We start from the raw sequence: 20,912 nt of genomic DNA on the forward strand, positions 1-20,912 counted from the left end.
GTATTGACCTTTAGCATTTGCAGGTTTTGCTTTCTTAAGCGCTTCAAGCAATGCTTCTAAGTTTTCTTGCAAATGTGCAGGTTCGAAATCAGCCTTACCAATAGTGGTATGGATGATGCCGTTCTTGTCGTTGCGGTAACGGATCTGACCAGACTTAGCGTTTTTAACCGCGCCAGCTACGTCAGGAGTTACTGTGCCAACTTTAGGGTTAGGCATTAAACCACGAGGGCCTAAGATTTGACCTAGTTGACCAACAACACGCATTGCGTCAGGAGAAGCAATAACAACGTCGAAGTTCATTTCGCCAGCTTTTACTAGCGCAGCTAAATCTTCCATACCAACGATGTCAGCACCAGCTTCTTTAGCTTTCTCTGCGTTTGCACCTTGTGTAAATACAGCAACACGTACATCACGGCCAGTACCATTTGGTAATACTGTAGCGCCACGAACGTTTTGATCTGATTTACGAGCATCGATACCAAGATTTACTGCAACATCTACGCTTTCACGGAAGTTAGCAGTAGCAAATTCTTTTAATAAAGAAACAGCTTCTTTGATATCATATTCTTTTAATACGTCTACTTTTTCACGGATAAGACGAGTACGTTTTGATAATTTAGCCATTGATTAGTCCTCTACCACTAAACCCATTGAACGAGCAGAACCCGCAATGGTACGCACTGCAGCTTCCATAGAACCAGCAGTCAAATCAGGTTCTTTCATCTTAACAATTTCTTCAAGTTGAGCTGTAGTTACAGAACCAACTTTTTCAGTGTTAGGACGACCAGAGCCGCTTTTTACGCCAGCTGCTTTTTTCAATAAGTAAGAAGCAGGTGGAGTTTTAGTTTCGAAAGTAAACGAACGGTCATTATATACAGTAATTACTACTGGAACCGGAGCGCCTTTTTCTAAAGAATCTGTTTTCGCGTTGAACGCTTTACAGAATTCCATGATGTTAACACCATGTTGACCTAATGCAGGACCAACTGGTGGTGACGGGTTAGCTGCACCAGCAGCTACTTGTAGCTTGATTAGAGCTTGGACTTTTTTAGCCATTTTAAAATACCTTTAGTTTGGGTAATTAACGCGATGTATATAACACCAAATTAGCATTCACTAATTCAGTACTGTATTTTCGCTTCCCTGTTTTACAAAATTCGCTTTAAAAACAGTTACTTTCATAACGTTATCAAGCGCATTTAGTGCGCGCTAAAAATAAGCGGCAGCGGATTATATATTAACCAGTAGTGCCATTTCAAGTGCTATTATTACAAGACGAGTCTAAGTCACTATTTAATTGCTTAATGATACCTTTATCTCGCCAAATAATTATCGTTTTTCAGCGACTTGCTTACTAGTAGTAATGATTGCTTCAATTCTACGATTTTGCTTATGCGCTGCTGCTGTATTGGCTGGGTTCATCAACATTGTTTCACCGTGCCCAATAAAGTTTAAGCGACTTGCATCAATAGAAAAATCATTAATTAACACAGCAACAATCGCTTGCGCACGTTTTTCTGATAAAGCTTGATTATATTTTTCACTACCTTGTGCTGAAGTATGACCTTCAATAGTTAAATTCACATGAGGATAGGTATTCATGAACTCTGCAGCTTTTGCTACTTCATTTTTATACTCAGTGCGTACTTCGCTTTTGTCATTATCAAAGTTTACTAATAAGCGCATTGATTCTTGTTGCGCAGTAAATATAGTACAACCTTTAGCGTTTACTTTATCCATTGCAGGTGTATTTACACACTTATCTTGGCTATCAACTATGCCATCATTATCACTATCTTTTGTCGCAACAACAGCCATAGTGGGCTGTATAGCCGTAACTTTAGTCGATTCTGTGCGCTTTATCTTTTGAGGCTGACTACCAAAATAATAGATAAAACCGATTTTGCTAGAAAAGTCGGTAAAATTATTATCGAATTGATAGTGCCCCTTCCCCTCAAAATATAGTGCCATGTTTTGCGATAAATAATGACGGTAACCGGCACCTAAAGCAGCAGACAAATTTGACTTCTCTACATCTAGAAAGTCTGCACCACCAACAACATAAAAACTTTCCTTAAAGGGAAAGTATAATAAATCTAAGGCAATACTTTTACCCGAAGATAAATCATAATTATTATTTTCAGCAACTGGATTAAAATGCGTATACGATATTCTGGTCTCGAATAACTCAGATAAGCGGTAACCTGCTTCAGCACCTAAGCCCGAGGCATGATCAATTGACGAATCAGCATTACTATTATAAAAACGATCTTCATCGGTTTTTAAATACATAGCATGACCACCTAGGTATACATTACCAACAAGTGATTCGGCTGTTGGTTGCTCCGAGGCAGCCAACGAAAATGAAAAAACGGATAAACCAATGAATTGACATAATTTTAATAGTTTAAATGGGCGCATTGAATAGGTTCCTTATATAAATCGCCTGAAGAAGTATTTCTTGCGCGTATTCTAATCTTTTTGAGTAAATACTCCATAGTTTTGTAAAAAAAATGTTACTTTTAAGTGCTTACTATTAAATATAACTACTCATAGCGTAATACTTCACATTTAGTCACAGATTTCATTGGGCATTAGTGTACAGTCTCCCTGTTTTATTCAATTGTATATAACCTTATCTCCCATAATTATTCTCTATTCGTCGGTAATCACTATGTCATCTATTAATAGGCAAAATATTAGCCTAAAAAAATTCGTTGAGAGTAAGCAGTTTCAGAACTTTATTATTTTTCTTATTCTATTTAATGCCTTTACTCTTGGCCTGGAAACTAGTCAATTTGGTAAAGATAATGCCGATATCCTGCTGGTCATAGACACAAGCATCCTAGTAATGTTCTCCATCGAGCTAGTGTTAAAGTTCATTGTTTATAGAAGTAGCTTTTTTCGTTCAGGATGGAATTGGTTCGATTTTATTATTGTCGCTATTTCTTGGGCACCAACCAGTGGCGCGCTTTCAGTCTTACGTGCATTTAGAATACTAAGAGTGCTACGCTTACTCTCGGTAGTACCACAAATGCGTCGCGTAATTGGCGCACTAGGCCACTCAATACCGGGTATGGCCTCGGTGGTAGGCGTATTAAGCATTATCTTTTATGTTTCTGCCGTACTGACCACTAAAATATTTGGTAGCCATAGTGATGCTAATATGCAGGAATGGTTTGGCAGCATTGGCGCTTCCGCATATACCTTATTTCAGGTGATGACATTAGAAAGTTGGTCTATGGGCATAGTTCGCCCTACTATGGAGCTATTCCCGCTTTCTTGGGTATTCTTCGTACCTTTTATTATTATTACCAGCTTTGCTGTGCTTAACTTATTTATCGGTATTATCGTTGATGCCATGCAAGTTATGCATGAAGAGGAAGGCAAACCCAAGCAAACTATTGCCACTAAAGAAGATATGTTAGTACTCGAAGCAAAAATAGATAAGCTCAATCAATTATTAGAAAGCAGACGTATTGATAATTATTAAATAATTAATGACTGTGGAGAGTAATACCTAGCTCACTAAAAAGTAAGGATATAAGTCCCTGCTAAGAGAATTAAGGTATTACTAATTCACCATGATTAGGCTATGGTTAATGTTATAAAAAATATAACCTTACGGAAATTACATGATGTTTACTCCAGCCTTCTCACATTTTGGCAAGCTAATACTAGTTGCCATGTTAGTGCTAGTTTCTGCGTGTAGTAGCAAACCTCAGCCAAGCAACCCACCCAATCTAGCTAAAGCAAACATTTACATTAACCAAGTAGCTTTCGACGTGCAAGCACCCAAGCAAGCCGTAATCGCCTTACCTATAGGAGAAACGGCGAGTCGTTTTATTGTTTACCAAGACTCAAACATTATTTATCAAGGCAAGCTAACCTCCAGCCCAAGCTTCACTGAATGGGGACAAGGTACTCACTATTACCTTGCTGATTTCTCTTCAATCAAGCGCCGCGGTGAATTTCATATCGTAGTCAATACCCCAAAGCAACAACTTGCTTCATCAACCTTTACCATTAAGCCTAATGCTTACTTCGCCCTAACAGCAAAGTCACTGGTTAATTATTTTAAAGCGAGTCGTCACACTAACCCGAAAGATAAATCCATCCGTATTATCGAGACAGAACATTACCTCGATGTTTCAGGGGGCTGGGTGGATTCTGGTAGCAATTCGAACAAGTCATTGGCGCAGTTAACTGCATCAAACTTCCTCGTTAGTCAACAAAGTGCCTTGGCTACCTGGGCGATGGCGAAATCATATAGTAAGTTAAGTAGACTCTACGACCGTAAGGCTTTAACCCTAACGTTAGCCGAAGAGGTAATTTGGGGTGCTGATTATTTACATAGAGTATTGGCCAGTAATGGTTACTTCTACACTAAAATCCTTGATGGTAGCGATGCCGATGAAGACCGCTTAGTAAGTAACTACAACGCACTTAATGATGAATACACTGCCAATTTTCAAGCCGCTTTTCGTGAAGGTGGTGGCATGGCAATTGCTGCATTAGTTAGAGCTCATGAAATAAGTAATAAAACCGGCGTACAGGGTGAGTTTTCAGCTAAACAATATTTAACCGATGCCGAACGCGCTTTTGCCCATTTACAAAAATACAACCAGCGCTATGTTGATAACGGCAAAGAAAACATTATTGATGATTACACTGCACTTATTGCTGCAACCGAACTTTATCGCATCACTAAAAAAACTAAATACTTAAAAGCTGCTCGCCATAGAGCTCATAAGTTAAATAACAGAATGACATCCCAAGGTTGGTTTGTCAGTGATGATGACGAAAGACCTTTTTATCATGGCGTTGATGCGGGCTTACCTATCATTGCCTTGGTTGATTACTTGACTATAGAGCGCAACCGTCAGCTTAAAAATAAAACTAAACGTACCATTAAATTATCCCTCGATTATCAACTGGCATTAAATACTCAAGTCGCTAACCCTTTTAATTTAGCGCGACAAACGTTTAGAACCTCTAAAGATGGCCTGTACTCTAAGCAACAGGAAGGCTTTTTTATGCCTCATGACAACGAATCAAATGATTGGTGGCAAGGTGAAAATGCTCGCATGGCGTCATTAACAGCGGCAGCGATTTGGGGCGGTAAAATAACTCACAGCGATCCCCATGGCGCTTTTGGTATCAATAATGAGCTAGCCAACTTTGCCCAAAGCCAAATAGATTGGCTTATGGGTAAAAACCCTTACCAAGTGTGTATGCTCTATGGCTTTGGTGTTAATAATCCACCACATGCCAAAAGTGCTGGCACTATGCTTAATGGTGGTATTTCAAGTGGCATCACTGGAGCGACATTAAGCCCTGAAGGTCGAGGGATTACTTGGGCTGAAGGGCCAGACGAAAACAATTGGCGCTGGGTTGAACAATGGTTGTCACATTCAACATGGTATTTATTAGCCATGACGGCCATGACTGAATAAGTAAAATTTAAGGATTAATCACTTATACGGACTAGCTTTAAAGTTTAGTCCGCTTATTTCCACGCTACTCTCTTCGCACTACTTTATACTATTTCTAATACGACTCAATCCATTCATCAACATCGTGACTGCACCTAAAATTTTTCTAACGCCTTTGTGCTCTTACTAATTCACCAGCTGTCTGCTCAAGCTTAGTACTCCGTAGTTACTTTCTTTGCCCGTAACACCTTACTAGCAAGTTATTGGCATAACTTGGCAATAAAAATCAAGCGCCAGAAACAAAAAACGCCTGCACAAGGCAAGCGTTTTATATCAAATACTTTTATATCAAGTAAGGCTAGCTAATTAGCTACCTTTTTCAACTTGACCAAACTCTAAATCAACTGGCGTTGAACGACCGAAGATAAGAACTGATACTTTAATACGGTTTTTCTCGTAATCAAGCTCTTCAACAACACCGTTAAAGTCAGCAAATGGTCCGTCAATAACACGAACAACTTCGCCTGGCTCAAACAATGTCTTAGGTTTAGGCTTATCAGTTTCTTCAAGACGCTGTAAAATACGATCAGCTTCTTTTTGAGTAATTGGTGCTGGACGTTCTTTTGTACCACCAATAAAACCAAGTACACGTGGCACGCTTTTAACTAAATGCCAAGACTCATCATCAAGTTCCATGTGAACTAACACATAACCTGGGAAGAATTTACGTGAACTTTTACGCTTTTGACCAGCGCGCATTTCTACGATTTCTTCGGTTGGTACTAAAATCTCACCAAACTTGTCTTCTAAGCCGTGAATTCCTATATGTTCAACCAATGTTTTTTGAACACGACCTTCATAGCCAGAAAATGCTTGTACTACATACCAACGCAACTTTGGATTTCTATTTATTTGTATTTCTGCATTTTCTGCAGCAGAAATCTCTTCTGGGATATCTTCTTCTGACATATTTTCTTCAGACATAACTAAACCTGCATACCTGTAACTAAACCAACTAACCAGAATAGAACAGAGTCTAATCCCCAAAGTAATAATGACATCAATAAAGTCACTACTAATACAATACCTGTCGTTTGTATGGCTTCTTGACGTGTTGGCCATACAACTTTACGTACCTCAGTACGCGCTTCTTTTGCAAATATAGCGGCATTACGGCCTTTTTCAGTTTGCAATGCGATTAAACCCGCAACACCAACCATTACTACAACGGCAACGGCTCTAATTAAAACTGACTCTTCACCGTAAACGTAATTACCTGCAACTGCACCAGCTAAAAGTAAGAAGATAACTCCCCACTTTAATGTATCGAAAGAACTGCTTGGTTGCTCTTCTGTACTTGCATTCATAATTCTATTCCGTATTAATCTACTTTTTAATAACACGACTTGTTATTACAAGTCGCTAAAACATACGCACACTTGCCTATGTTTACTCAAAATGGCAGGGGTGGAGAGACTCGAACTCCCAACCATCGGTTTTGGAGACCGCTGTTCTACCAATTGGAACTACACCCCTACAGATCGCTTACTAAAACGATAGTTACACTCATCGGGTGAATCTTAGTTTTTTGGGAATTAAGAGATACTCGAGAAGTGAGGCGTCATTATACTCAGCCCAGTGTTTTACTCAAGAAGTATTTGATGTATTGACTAAGATAAGACATTTCTTTGACGTAATTACTGTGTTCAATGACAACAAGAGACATAAAATTTGAGCGAGTATGCTATCGCAGTATTATTTATCAAAAAACAGGCACAAAAAAGGCCGCGTTAGCGACCTTCTTAATTTATAGCACTTGCATGTTATTCAACGAATAACAGCAAATAAATGCTACTTGTCTAGGATTGTAGAAACAACACCAGCACCAACAGTACGACCACCTTCACGGATAGCGAAGCGTAAACCTTCGTCCATCGCTACTGGGTTGATTAGCTCAACAACAAACTTAAGGTTGTCACCAGGCATAACCATTTCAACACCTTCAGGAAGCTCTACTGAACCAGTGATATCCGTTGTACGGAAGTAAAACTGTGGACGGTAACCTTTGAAGAATGGAGTATGACGACCACCTTCATCTTTGCTTAAGATGTAAACTTCTGATTCGAACTTAGTATGAGGTAAGATTGAACCTGGAGCACAAAGTACTTGACCACGTTCAACATCTTCACGTTTAAGACCACGAAGAAGAATACCACAGTTCTCGCCAGCACGACCTTCGTCAAGAAGCTTACGGAACATTTCAACACCAGTACAAGTTGATTTTTGTGTATCACGGATACCAACAACTTCTACTTCTTCACCAACTTTGATGATACCAGATTCAACACGACCAGTTACAACAGTACCACGGCCTGAGATTGAGAAAACGTCTTCGATAGGCATGATGAATGCACCGTCGATTGCACGCTCTGGCTCTGGAATATAAGTATCTAAATAGTCAGCTAGTTCAATAACTTTTGCTTCCCATTTTTCTTCGCCGTTCAATGCACCAAGTGCTGAACCTTGAATTACTGGTAAATCATCACCTGGGAAGTCATATTCGCTAAGAAGTTCACGAACTTCCATTTCTACTAATTCTAATAACTCTTCGTCATCTACCATGTCACATTTGTTCATGAACACGATGATGTAAGGAACACCAACTTGACGAGATAATAAGATGTGCTCACGTGTTTGTGGCATAGGACCATCTGTAGCAGCAACTACTAAGATAGCTCCATCCATTTGTGCAGCACCAGTGATCATGTTTTTGATGTAATCAGCATGGCCTGGGCAATCTACGTGTGCGTAGTGACGTACAGCTGTATCATACTCGATGTGAGAAGTATTGATTGTAATACCACGTTCACGTTCTTCAGGAGCGTTATCGATTTGTGCGAAATCTTTAACTTCACCACCGTGAACTTTAGTTAATACTGCAGAGATCGCAGCTGTTAAAGTTGTTTTACCGTGATCTACGTGACCGATAGTACCAACGTTAACATGTGGTTTGGTACGTTCAAATTTTTCTTTAGCCATTTTTCAATTACCTTAAAGTTTAGTAAACTATATAAATTAAAAGGCGCAGTCAAAATGACCTTGCCAGATGTAAATATTCTATTGAATGGATACTCTAACGAGTTTCCATAATTTTTTGTGCTACCATTTTCGGCGTTTCATTATACTGCTGAAACTCCATAGAGTAAGATGCACGGCCTTGAGTAGCACTACGCAAGTCGGTAGCATAGCCAAACATTTCGGCTAAGGGTACCAATGCATTTACAATTTTCGAACCTGCAGGACCTTCGTCCATGCCTTCTATCATTCCACGACGACGGTTTAAGTCACCAACCACATCACCCATATTGGCTTCAGGTGTTGATACTTCAACCTTCATCATTGGCTCTAAAATAACCGGGTTAGCTGCAAGCGCGCCCTTTCTAAAGCCCATAGATGCAGCAACTTTAAACGCTATCTCGTTAGAGTCAACGTCATGAAAAGAACCGTCAATGAGCGTGACTTTAATGTCTAATAATGGAAAGCTAGCTAAAACACCGCTATCCATTTGCTCTTGACAACCCTTTTCTACTGCAGGAATATATTCTTTGGGTACTGAGCCGCCAACAATTTCGTTTACAAACTCAAAACCCGCGCCTTCTTCGTTTGGCTCCATCTTCAGTACTACATGACCGTATTGGCCTTTACCACCTGATTGACGGATAAATTTACCTTCGACTTCAACACTGCTGCGTATCGTTTCGCGATAAGAGACCTGCGGATTACCGACATTACACTCTACGCCAAATTCACGCTTCATGCGTTCAACTAAAATATCTAAGTGTAGCTCACCCATACCAGAAATAATGGTTTGACCCGTTTCTTCATCGGTATGCACCCTAAATGATGGGTCTTCAGCGGCAAGTTTACCTAATGCCACACCCATTTTTTCTTGGGCAGCTAATGTTCTTGGTTCAACCGCAACTGAGATTACCGGTTCAGGGAATTCCATCCGCTCTAACGTAATAACATGGGTTAAATCACATAAAGTATCACCCGTGGTGACATCTTTCAAACCAATCGCAGCAGCAATATCTCCTGCGCGAACTTCTTTAATTTCTTGTCTGTCATTCGCGTGCATTTGCACGATACGGCCAAAGCGCTCTTTTTTACCCTTTACTGGGTTATAAACACTATCACCTGTTTGCACTACGCCGGAATAAACTCGGAAGAATGTTAGCGTGCCAACAAAAGGGTCCGTCGCTATTTTAAAAGCTAAGGCGGAGAAAGGTGCATCATCACTTGCTGCACGAGTGCCTTCAGTTTCATCTTTATCGTCATTAATACCGGTAATCGCGGCAACTTCAGTTGGCGAAGGCAAGTATTCGATAACAGCATCAAGTACCGCTTGCACACCTTTGTTTTTAAAGGCTGAACCACAGCTACATAAGATAATGTCATTGGCTAAGGTACGCGCACGTAAACCCGCTTTAATTTCTGCTTCGGTTAATTCACCTTCTTCAAGGTATTTATCCATTAACTCTTCATTGGCTTCAGCGGCTTCAGATACTAAATTTTCACGCCACTCTTCTGCCAATTCAAGCATGTCAGCCGGAATTTCTTCGTAGGAAAAAGTCATACCGTGATCTTCTTCAGACCAGTTAATGGCTTTCATTTTAATAAGATCAACAACGCCGGTAAAATCTTCTTCTGCACCGATAGGTAAATGAATTGGTACAGCTTTAGCACCTAAACGATCTTTTAATTGATCAACAACCGCTAAAAAGTCTGCACCGGTGCGATCCATTTTGTTAACAAATACTATGCGTGGTACCGCATACTTTTCCATTTGACGCCAAACTGTTTCTGTTTGCGGTTGAACACCCGAAGATGCACATAGCACTAATACCGCACCATCAAGTACACGTAACGAACGCTCTACTTCAATGGTAAAGTCAACGTGACCTGGGGTATCAATGATATTGATGCGATGGTCATCAAATTGACCTTCCATGCCTTTCCAGAAACAGGTGGTTGCGGCAGACGTGATGGTTATGCCACGCTCTTGCTCTTGTTCCATCCAGTCCATAGTGGCCGCGCCGTCATGTACTTCACCAATCTTATGAGATAGACCAGTATAAAATAATACGCGCTCTGTGGTTGTCGTTTTACCTGCATCTACATGCGCACAGATACCAATATTACGGTAGCGCTCTATAGGAGTGATACGGGCCAAAATGAAATCCTCTTACCATTACTGCTCATTTACTCAGGTAAATGAGCCAGTAATTTATGTTTAGTGTTATTAACTAAATATTCGCTGGAGATCTTATCTCAAAGTACAAATTTTTAGTTAATAAAACTCTGTCATTATTATTCGAATTATCGCTAAAAGCGCAAGTCCGTAAAATGAGTATGGCTAGCAAGAATAATCTTGCTAGCCATGTACCTACCAATGAGCATGCCCAAAGGTAGATAGTACAATCAGTCAATACTGCTAGCTTACCAGCGGTAGTGAGCGAATGCTTTGTTAGCATCAGCCATACGGTGAACGTCTTCACGTTTCTTAACCGCAGAGCCTTTGCTGTCAGACGCATCTAACATTTCGTTAGCTAGGCGCTGAGCCATTGATTTTTCACCACGTTTACGAGCTGCTTCAACTAACCAACGCATGGCTAGCGCATTACGACGCACTGGACGTACTTCAACTGGAACTTGATAAGTAGAACCACCAACACGACGAGATTTAACTTCGACAGATGGGCGGATGTTCTCAAGAGCTGTTTCGAACAACTCAATTTGAGTTTTCTCAGATTCTTTAGTTGATAAAATGTCTAATGCACCGTAAACAATTTTCTCGGCAGTAGATTTCTTACCATCAACCATAAGGATGTTGATGAATTTTGCTAAAAGTTCGTTATGGAACTTAGGATCTGGCAATATTTTTCGTTGCCCTACGACGCGTCTTCTTGGCATCTCAATTCTCCGTGTTATTCAGGTTTAACCCAAAATACATAAATTTAAAAATTTTTAATTTGGCCTTACTTAACGTTTCTTATCTTTTACCTATTGACTAGGCAAAGAAAGGAAAACTTAAGATTTAGGTCGTTTAGCACCGTATTTAGAACGGCCTTGTCTTCTATCGCTTACACCAGAACAATCTAGTGCGCCACGAACGGTGTGATAACGCACACCAGGTAAATCTTTAACACGACCACCACGGATTAAAATCACGCTATGCTCTTGTAAGTTATGACCTTCACCACCGATGTATGAAGTAACTTCGAAGCCGTTAGTTAAACGAACACGAGCTACTTTACGTAGTGCTGAGTTAGGTTTTTTAGGTGTAGTAGTATACACACGAGTACAAACGCCGCGACGTTGTGGACAAGCTTGTAACGCTGGAACGTTACTTTTAGTTACTTGTCTAACACGTGGTTTACGTACTAGTTGGTTAATAGTTGCCATTATAGCTCCTGATTAGTTGTTACCAAGGAAAGTAGCCTTGATAAATTATTGTATAAACCTTAAATCAATGGGAAAGGTTTACACGCTCGTAATTTTACCTTATCAAAGCATGAAATATTCATGCTTTGTACATTAAGCACACTAGGTACAGAATATAAGGTCGCGGAATTCTATAGGTCAATGATTGAGCTGTCAAGTATTTGATCGTTATAGCCGCGTTTATTCTGGCTCAGCGATCGTTTTCTCAATTAACAGTGGCAGTATCTCATCAGTATTATTTAAGCTTATAAAACAAAAAAGCCGCATCTAATAAAAGATGCGGCTTTTGATTATTAGTTAATAGGTTTCCCTATTACTTAATAACAATCACTTAATAACGATTAATCATTATCACCTGAAAGTAAATCAGCATTTAAAGCATCCATTAGTGCTTTTTCTGCATCATCAGCTGAAACTTTTGTTTCAGCAACAGGGTTTAGTGCTGCAGCTTTACGTCTAGCACGTTCTTGATGGTACGAATAACCTGTACCAGCTGGGATTAAGCGACCAACGATAACGTTCTCTTTCAAGCCACGTAGACCATCTTTCTTACCTGCAACAGCAGCTTCAGTAAGTACACGTGTTGTTTCTTGGAACGACGCCGCTGAAATGAATGATTCAGTTGCAAGTGATGCTTTAGTAATACCCATCATTTGCATTTCATATTCAGCTGGTTGCTTGCCGGCAGCTTCAAGTTCACGGTTTGAGATATTAACTCGCGCCACTTCAACTTGCTCGCCTTTAAGGAACGTTGAGTCACCTGCATCAAGAATTTCACACTTACGGATCATTTGACGTACGATAACTTCAATGTGCTTATCGTTAATCTTAACACCCTGTAGGCGGTATACTTCTTGTACTTCGTTAACTATGTAGTTAGCAACTGGTGCAACACCACGTAAACGCAAGATATCATGTGGAGATTCAGGACCATCGGCAATAACTTCACCTTTGATTACTGGCTCACCTTCATAGATATTCAATTGACGCGTTTTCGGGATCATCTCTTCGTAAACTTCACCATTTGGCTGAGTAATCAATAAGCGTACTTTACCTTTGGTTTCTTTACCGAAAGCAACAACACCTGTTTTCTCTGCAAGAATTGCAGGAAGTTTAGGTTTACGCGCTTCAAACAAATCAGCTACACGAGGAAGACCACCAGTAATATCACGAGTTTTTGAACTTGCTTGTGGTATACGAGCTAGTGCATCACCAACGCCAACATCGGCGCCATCTTCAAGGTTAACAATTGCATTACCTGGTAAGTAATAAAGGGCTGGAATTTCAGTACCAGCGATCATTACGTCTTTACCTTTGCTATCGACAAGTTTCAATGCTGGACGCATTTCTTTACCGGTAGCATTACGCTGTGCCGCATCAGTAATTACGATGCTTGATAGACCTGTTAATTCATCAGTTTGACGAACCATAGTTACGCCATCAACTAAATCAACAAATTGTACCTTACCTTTTACTTCCGTGATGATAGGGTGAGTATGAGGGTCCCAGCTAGCGACTATATCGCCAATGGTAACTGCTTCACCATCATCTTTGGTCAGTACAGAACCATAAGGTACTTTATAACGCTCTTTCTCGCGACCCATTTCATCAATGATAGTTAACTCTGATGAACGTGAAGTAATTACCAGGTTTTTGTCTGAGTTGGTTACATACTTAGCATTTTGTAATTTCAAATGACCGGTATTTTTAACTTGTACGTTGTTCTCTGCAGTAGCACGAGATGCCGCACCACCGATGTGGAACGTACGCATGGTAAGCTGTGTACCAGGTTCACCGATTGATTGCGCTGCCACAACACCAATGGCTTCACCTTGGTTGATCATATGGCCACGAGCCAAATCACGACCATAACAGAAAGCACATATACCAAAATCAGTTTTACAAGTAATGATTGAACGTACTTTGATTTGATCCACTGAATTAGCTTCAATAACATCACAAAGTGTTTCATCAATTAAGGTATTACGAGGAAGTAATACTTCTTCAGTACCTGGAATCAATACGTCATCACAAACCACACGACCTAATACACGTTCACGTAACGGTTCAACAACATCACCACCTTCAATGAGTGGAGTCATCATTAGACCATCAGTAGTACCACAATCATGATTGGTAACCACTAAATCTTGGGCAACATCTACTAGACGACGAGTTAAGTAACCCGAGTTAGCTGTTTTAAGTGCCGTATCGGCAAGACCTTTACGCGCACCATGAGTTGAGATAAAGTATTGTAATACACTTAGACCTTCACGGAAGTTAGCTTTGATTGGCGTTTCGATGATTGAACCATCTGGTTTAGCCATCAAGCCACGCATACCAGCTAGCTGACGAATCTGTGCAGCACTACCACGAGCACCCGAGTCAGCCATCATAAAGATTGAGTTGAAAGAATCTTGCTCTTCCATTTCGCCATCTTTATTCATAACCATTTCTTTCGATAAGTTATCCATCATCGCTTTCGAAACTTTTTCGTTCGCTGACGACCAAATATCGATTACTTTGTTGTACTTCTCACCAGCAGTTACTAGACCTTGGTCAAACTGTGCTTGAATTTCAGCAACTTCAGCTTCTGATTCTTCGACAATCGTGTACTTAGCGTCAGGAATAACCATATCTTCGATACCAACAGAGGAACCAGAGATCATTGCATAATGAAAACCTGTGTACATGATTTGGTCAGCAAATATTACCGTTTCTTTTAAGCCAAGATTACGGTAAGCATGGTTAATCAATTTCGAAATTGGTTTTTTACCTAGCGGCAGATCAATTAGATCAAAAGGTAAGCCCTTAGGACAAACTTGCCACATAATGGCACGACCAACTGTAGTATCACGTAACTTAGTAACTGGTTCCCATTCACCATCAGCATTTTTAACATGCTCAGTAATACGAACTTTAATGCGTGCATGAAGTTCAGCTACACCAGTACGGTATGCCTTTTCTACTTCTTTCTCATCGGTAAAGACCATGCCTTCGCCTAAACCGTTTATACGAAAACGCGTTAGGTAATAAAGGCCTAATACAACATCCTGCGATGGTACTATGATTGGTTCACCGTTAGCTGGTGCTAATACGTTGTTCGTTGACATCATCAACGTACGTGCTTCCATTTGTGCTTCGATTGTCAACGGTACGTGTACCGCCATTTGGTCACCATCGAAATCGGCATTGTATGCCGCACAAACTAGTGGATGAAGGTGAATTGCTTTACCTTCAATTAGCACAGGTTCAAACGCTTGGATACCCAATCTATGAAGAGTTGGTGCCCGGTTAAGCATTACTGGATGTTCGCGGATTACTTCATCAAGTACATCCCAAACTTCAGCGCCTTCACGCTCAACTAATTTCTTAGCCGCTTTAATTGTTGTTGCTAAACCACGACGCTCTAAAAGACCGTAAATAAATGGTTTAAATAACTCTAATGCCATTTTCTTAGGTAAACCACATTGATGTAGTTTAAGCGTAGGACCAACCGTGATTACAGAACGACCAGAGTAATCTACACGTTTACCTAGTAAATTCTGACGGAAACGACCTTGCTTACCTTTGATCATATCGGCAAGAGATTTAAGAGGACGTTTGTTAGAACCGGTAATTGCACGACCACGACGACCGTTATCTAGTAATGCATCAACAGACTCTTGTAACATACGTTTTTCGTTACGTACGATAATGTCTGGTGCAACTAGGTCTAGCAGACGTTTTAAACGGTTGTTACGGTTAATAACACGACGGTAAAGATCGTTAAGATCTGAAGTCGCAAAACGACCACCATCTAGAGGTACTAACGGACGTAAATCCGGCGGTAAAATTGGTAGAACATTCATAATCATCCATTCAGGTTTGTTACCTGAAGCGGCGAATGCTTCCATTAATTTTAAACGCTTAGTAATTTTTTTACGTTTAGTTTCACTACCGATTTCAGGTAACTCTTCACGCATTTGCGCTACTTCAGCATCTAAATCAATTTGTTGTAGTAAAGCTAATACCGCTTCGGCGCCCATTAGTGCGTCGAATTCATCACCGTGTTCTTCTAACGCATCAAGATATTCTTCTTCCGTTAGAATTTGACTTTTTTCTAGTGTTGTTAGACCTGGCTCGGTAACAACATATGATTCGAAATAAAGCACACGTTCGATATCACGTAAAGTCATATCTAATAATAAACCAATACGTGATGGTAATGATTTTAAGAACCAAATGTGAGCAACTGGGCTAGCTAATTCGATATGACCCATACGGTCACGACGAACTTTAGTTAAAGTAACTTCAACGCCACATTTTTCACAAATAACACCACGATGTTTTAGGCGTTTATATTTGCCACAAAGACATTCGTAATCTTTTACTGGACCAAAAATACGTGCACAGAATAATCCGTCACGTTCTGGCTTAAAGGTACGGTAGTTAATGGTTTCTGGCTTTTTAACTTCACCAAATGACCAAGAACGCATCAAATCTGGTGATGCTAAGCCGATGCGAATACCATCGAAATCTTCGGTTTGATTTTGTTGCTTAAGAAACTTAAGTAAATCTTTCACACTCTTCTCCTGTCGGAGTTAAATCTTTAGAAGAAAACAAAATTTGTCTTCTTCCCTCACTGAATATGTTCAGCTACAACTTCTTAGTACTAAATGCCTAGAGTTAGACTCTAGGCATTAGGCTACTAATCCTTATCTAATTCAATGTTAATACCTAAAGAACGAATTTCTTTAAGTAATACGTTGAACGACTCAGGAATACCTGGTTCCATTTTGTGATCACCGTCAACTAAGTTTTTATACATCTTAGTACGACCGTTAACATCATCAGATTTCACCGTTAGCATTTCTTGTAAGGTATAAGCAGCACCATAAGCTTCAAGTGCCCATACTTCCATCTCACCGAAACGCTGACCACCGAATTGCGCTTTACCGCCAAGTGGTTGCTGAGTAACGAGACTGTAAGAACCAGTAGAACGTGCATGCATTTTGTCGTCAACTAAATGGTTTAGTTTTAACATATACATATAACCAACAGTTACAGGACGCTCGAACTTACGACCAGTACGGCCATCAGTTAACCAGAACTGACCACTTTCAGGCATTTCTGCAAGTTTAAATAACTCTTTGATTTCTTTCTCTGCTGCGCCATCAAATGCTGGTGTTGCAATCGTTAAACCAGCACGCATATTATCAGCCATACGCAAGACTTCATCGTCAGAGAAAGTTGCAATATCAACTGTTTGACGAGATTCACCAACATCGTAAACTTCTTGAATGAAGTTACGTAGTTTATGCATTTCACGTTGCTCTTCTAACATGCGGTTGATCTTCTCACCAACACCACGACATGCCATGCCTAAGTGAGTTTCCAAGATCTGACCAATGTTCATACGTGATGGAACACCTAGCGGGTTCAACACGATATCAACCGGTACACCAAACTCATCGTATGGCATATCTTCAACAGGTACTACGTTTGAAATAACACCTTTGTTACCATGACGACCAGCCATTTTATCACCTGGCTGAATGTGACGTTTAACAGCTAAGTAAACCTTAACAATTTTTAATACGCCAGGTTGTAAGTCATCACCTTGAGTGATCTTACGACGCTTAACTTCAAACTTCTTATCAAAATCTTCTTTGATGTTGTCGTATTGCTCGGCTATTTGCTCAAGCTCTGCTTGTTGACCTTCATCAGCTAAGTTTTGTGTTAACCATCTGTCACGAGACATAGACGTTAAGTCAGACTCGTTTAAGCCAGCAGATAACAATAGCTTCTTAGTACGTGCGTAAATACCATCTTCTAAAATGCTTAATTCATCGCCAAGATCTTTCTTAACTTCTTTAAGTTGCATTTGTTCAATTTCAACCGCACGAGCATCTTTTTCAACGCCGTCACGAGTGAATATTTGCACATCGATGATAGTACCTTTAACAGAGTTAGGTACACGTAATGAGCTATCTTTAACGTCAGCCGCTTTCTCACCGAAAATTGCTCGTAAAAGTTTTTCTTCAGGAGTAAGGTGTGTGTCACCTTTAGGCGTAACTTTACCAACTAGGATGTCACCACCATTTACTTCAGCACCAATATAAACAACACCAGCTTCATCTAATTTAGATAATGCTGACTCACCTACGTTTGGAATATCTGCAGTAATTTCTTCACTACCAAGCTTAGTATCACGTGCAATACACGTTAACTCTTGAATGTGAATCGTGGTAAATCTGTCTTCAATAGCAACACGCTCAGATAACAACATTGAATCTTCGAAGTTGTAACCATTCCAAGGCATGAATGCGATACGCATGTTTTGGCCTAATGCCAATTCACCCATATCAGTTGAAGGACCATCCGCTAATACATCACCACGTACTACTGGTTCACCCATACGACACACTGGACGTTGGTTGATACAAGTATTTTGGTTAGAACGTGTGTATTTAGTTAAGTTATAAATATCAATACCGGCTTCACCAGCATGCATTTCATTTTCGTTAACTTTAACTACGATACGTGAGGCATCAACATAGCTTACTACGCCGCCACGTTTGGCAACTGCAGTAACACCTGAATCAACTGCAACTACTTTTTCCATACCAGTACCAACAAGCGGTTTATCAACTTTTAAGGTAGGTACAGCTTGACGTTGCATGTTCGAGCCCATCAAGGCTCTGTTAGCATCATCATGTTCAAGGAATGGAATAAGTGACGCCGCAACAGAAATAATTTGTTGTGGTGAAACATCCATATATTGAACTTCAGCAGAAGATTTTAAGGTAAATTCATTTCTATGACGACAGTTAACTAACTCTTCAGTTAACATGCTTTTATCATTACGTTTAGCGTTGGCTTGAGCGATAACAAAGTTACCCTCTTCAATCGCTGATAAGTAATCAATATCATCAGTCACTAAACCGTCAATTACTTTACGGTATGGTGTTTCTAAGAAACCAAAGTCATTGGTACGTGCGTAACAAGAAAGCGAGTTGATCAAACCAATGTTTGGACCCTCTGGCGTTTCGATTGGACATACACGACCATAATGCGTTGGATGTACATCACGTACTTCAAAACCAGCACGTTCACGGGTTAAACCACCCGGCCCTAAGGCAGAAATACGACGCTTATGCGTTACTTCTGATAACGGGTTGTTTTGATCCATAAACTGTGACAATTGTGATGAGCCAAAGAACTCTTTCACTGCCGCAGAAATTGGCTTAGCGTTGATTAAATCTTGTGGCATGATTGCATCTAAGTCACCAAGACTTAAACGCTCACGAACTGCACGTTCAACACGAACAAGACCAACACGGAATTGGTTTTCTGCCATTTCACCAACAGAACGAATGCGACGGTTACCTAAGTGATCGATATCATCAACTTCGCCTTTACCATCACGAATATTGATCAAGGTTCTCATTACCGAGATAATATCTTCTTTCGATAAGATACCAGTACCAACATCATCTGCATTGCCAACACGACGGTTGAACTTCATACGACCTACCGTAGATAAGTCATAACGTTCAGAGGCGAAGAATAAGTTAGTAAATAACCCTTCAGCAGCATCTTTTGTTGGTGGCTCGCCTGGACGCATCATGCGGTATATTTCAACTAAAGCTTCTAGCTTGTTAGTTGAACCATCAACACGTAAGGTATCAGACATGTATGAACCAACATCGAATTCGTTCATATATAAAGTAGAAAGTACTTTATGGCCCGCTTGGCTAAGCTCGGCTAACATTTCTAAAGTGATTTCAGCATTTGCTTCAGCAATTACTTCACCGGTAGATTTGTCGATATAGGCTTTTGATAAAACACGACCAACGATATAATCTGCTGGTACTTCTAGTTTATCAATTTTAGCTTTAGATAAAGCGCGAATGTGGCGTGCAGTAATACGACGGCCAGACTCAACTAATACTTCACCTTTTTTGATCGAAAGATCAAAAGTAGCTGTTTCACCACGAAGACGTTCAGGGACAAGATCCATGATCAACTTATCACCTTTAATGGTGTATTCAGTTGTGTCATAGAACATATCTAGAATTTCTTCAGTAGAATATTCTAATGCACGTAAGATGATTGACGCTGGTAATTTACGACGTCTATCGATACGTACAAATAAGTTATCTTTTGGATCGAATTCAAAATCTAACCATGAACCGCGGTAAGGAATAACGCGTGCGTTATATAATACTTTACCCGATGAATGCGTTTTACCTTTATCGTGATCAAAGAATACACCAGGAGAACGATGTAATTGTGAAACGATAACACGCTCAGTACCATTAATTACGAAGGTACCGTTATCTGTCATCAACGGGATTTCGCCCATGTACACTTCTTGTTCTTTGATATCTTTAACAGTACCGGCTGCGGCTTCTTTATCGTATACCACTAAGCGTAATTTAACGCGTAACGGTGCAGAATAAGTCACACCACGTATTTGACATTCTTTAACGTCAAATAATGGTTCACCTAAACGATAGCTTACATATTGTAATTCTGAGCTACCTGAATATGCTTTAATAGGGAAAATAGAACGGAAAGCAGCCTCTAGACCGGTTTCACCTGTTGTGTCAAGATCAATAAACTTGCGGAAAGAATCGAGTTGAATGGACAACAAAAATGGATATTCCATTACTTGTACACTTTTACCAAAGTCCTTTCTAATTCGCTTTTTCTCAAAGTATGAGTAAGCCATGGGGTTCCTCAGCTTGCTGGTTATGGCCAAATCTGTCTAAGTAAGCAAGGCTCACTTAGACAGGGTATTGCTGTAATATTTACGTCTAAACATTACGGGATATATTGTTATTTACTAAACAAAGTATCCGACACTAAATAATGCACTGTTCTGTTCAAAAAAACATCATTTATTTTCAAACAGAAAAAGCGCAAAAAGGCCGGTGACGTTTAAATCACCAGCCATGCCTTTTCAGGCAAACAATCTGTTTAAAA

The 20,912-nt window shown here is 40.1% G+C and carries 13 protein-coding genes and 1 tRNA gene; 2 read left to right on the plus strand and 12 right to left on the minus strand.

Annotated features, from left to right (window positions below):
* The 3 genes from rplA to HRT50_RS12050 form a co-directional block, all read right to left on the minus strand.
* The coding region (gene rplA / locus HRT50_RS12040) for a 50S ribosomal protein L1 (RefSeq protein WP_291614762.1) at positions 1–624 on the minus strand (624 nt) is incomplete at its 3' end.
* Between the two features lie 3 nt (positions 625–627).
* Positions 628–1,056 carry a 50S ribosomal protein L11 gene (gene rplK / locus HRT50_RS12045; protein ID WP_291614764.1) on the minus strand — a complete coding sequence of 143 codons (429 nt, stop codon included), beginning with the start codon at positions 1,054–1,056 and terminating at the stop codon, positions 628–630.
* 273 nt (positions 1,057–1,329) lie between these two features.
* Positions 1,330–2,421 (minus strand): OmpA family protein, encoded by a 1,092-nt coding sequence (locus tag HRT50_RS12050; protein WP_291614765.1) that lies wholly within the window; start codon positions 2,419–2,421, stop codon positions 1,330–1,332.
* Between the two features lie 253 nt (positions 2,422–2,674).
* Between HRT50_RS12050 and HRT50_RS12055 the strand changes: the two genes are divergently transcribed.
* Entirely contained in the window at positions 2,675–3,493 is an 819-nt protein-coding gene (locus HRT50_RS12055) for an ion transporter (RefSeq protein ID WP_291614768.1), read from the plus strand.
* Between the two features lie 142 nt (positions 3,494–3,635).
* The gene (locus tag HRT50_RS12060) at positions 3,636–5,456 is read left to right on the plus strand and encodes a glycoside hydrolase family 9 protein (protein ID WP_291614769.1); all 1,821 of its coding nucleotides are present in this window, start codon (positions 3,636–3,638) and stop codon (positions 5,454–5,456) included.
* A 345-nt stretch (positions 5,457–5,801) separates the two neighbouring features.
* Here HRT50_RS12060 and nusG read toward each other — a convergent pair whose 3' ends face one another.
* The 9 genes from nusG to rpoB all read right to left on the minus strand — a co-directional run bounded on the left by nusG (position 5,802) and on the right by rpoB (position 20,658).
* The gene (gene nusG, locus HRT50_RS12065) at positions 5,802–6,419 is read right to left on the minus strand and encodes a transcription termination/antitermination protein NusG (RefSeq protein WP_291614772.1); all 618 of its coding nucleotides are present in this window, start codon (positions 6,417–6,419) and stop codon (positions 5,802–5,804) included.
* Positions 6,420–6,421: 2 nt separating this feature from the next.
* Entirely contained in the window at positions 6,422–6,802 is a 381-nt protein-coding gene (secE, locus tag HRT50_RS12070; protein ID WP_291614774.1) for a preprotein translocase subunit SecE, read from the minus strand.
* A 92-nt stretch (positions 6,803–6,894) separates the two neighbouring features.
* Positions 6,895–6,971: transfer RNA gene (locus HRT50_RS12075), tRNA-Trp, on the minus strand.
* A gap of 315 nt (positions 6,972–7,286) precedes the next feature.
* Positions 7,287–8,474 (minus strand): elongation factor Tu, encoded by a 1,188-nt coding sequence (tuf, locus tag HRT50_RS12080; protein WP_291614777.1) that lies wholly within the window; start codon positions 8,472–8,474, stop codon positions 7,287–7,289.
* Positions 8,475–8,568: 94 nt separating this feature from the next.
* On the minus strand, positions 8,569–10,668 hold the full coding sequence (gene fusA / locus HRT50_RS12085; RefSeq protein WP_291614779.1) for an elongation factor G: 2,100 nt from the start codon (positions 10,666–10,668) through the stop codon (positions 8,569–8,571).
* Positions 10,669–10,934: 266 nt separating this feature from the next.
* Complete coding sequence (gene rpsG, locus HRT50_RS12090) at positions 10,935–11,408, minus strand: 30S ribosomal protein S7 (RefSeq protein ID WP_057182974.1); 474 nt, start codon at positions 11,406–11,408, stop codon at positions 10,935–10,937.
* A 117-nt stretch (positions 11,409–11,525) separates the two neighbouring features.
* On the minus strand, positions 11,526–11,900 hold the full coding sequence (gene rpsL / locus HRT50_RS12095) for a 30S ribosomal protein S12 (RefSeq protein WP_011045492.1): 375 nt from the start codon (positions 11,898–11,900) through the stop codon (positions 11,526–11,528).
* A gap of 380 nt (positions 11,901–12,280) precedes the next feature.
* The gene (rpoC, locus tag HRT50_RS12100; RefSeq protein WP_291614795.1) at positions 12,281–16,504 is read right to left on the minus strand and encodes a DNA-directed RNA polymerase subunit beta'; all 4,224 of its coding nucleotides are present in this window, start codon (positions 16,502–16,504) and stop codon (positions 12,281–12,283) included.
* 125 nt (positions 16,505–16,629) lie between these two features.
* Positions 16,630–20,658 (minus strand): DNA-directed RNA polymerase subunit beta, encoded by a 4,029-nt coding sequence (gene rpoB / locus HRT50_RS12105; RefSeq protein ID WP_291614797.1) that lies wholly within the window; start codon positions 20,656–20,658, stop codon positions 16,630–16,632.
* Positions 20,659–20,912 lie beyond the last annotated feature (254 nt).

It is taken from the genome of Colwellia sp. (genome assembly GCF_013215345.1).
Lineage (GTDB): Bacteria > Pseudomonadota > Gammaproteobacteria > Enterobacterales > Alteromonadaceae > Colwellia.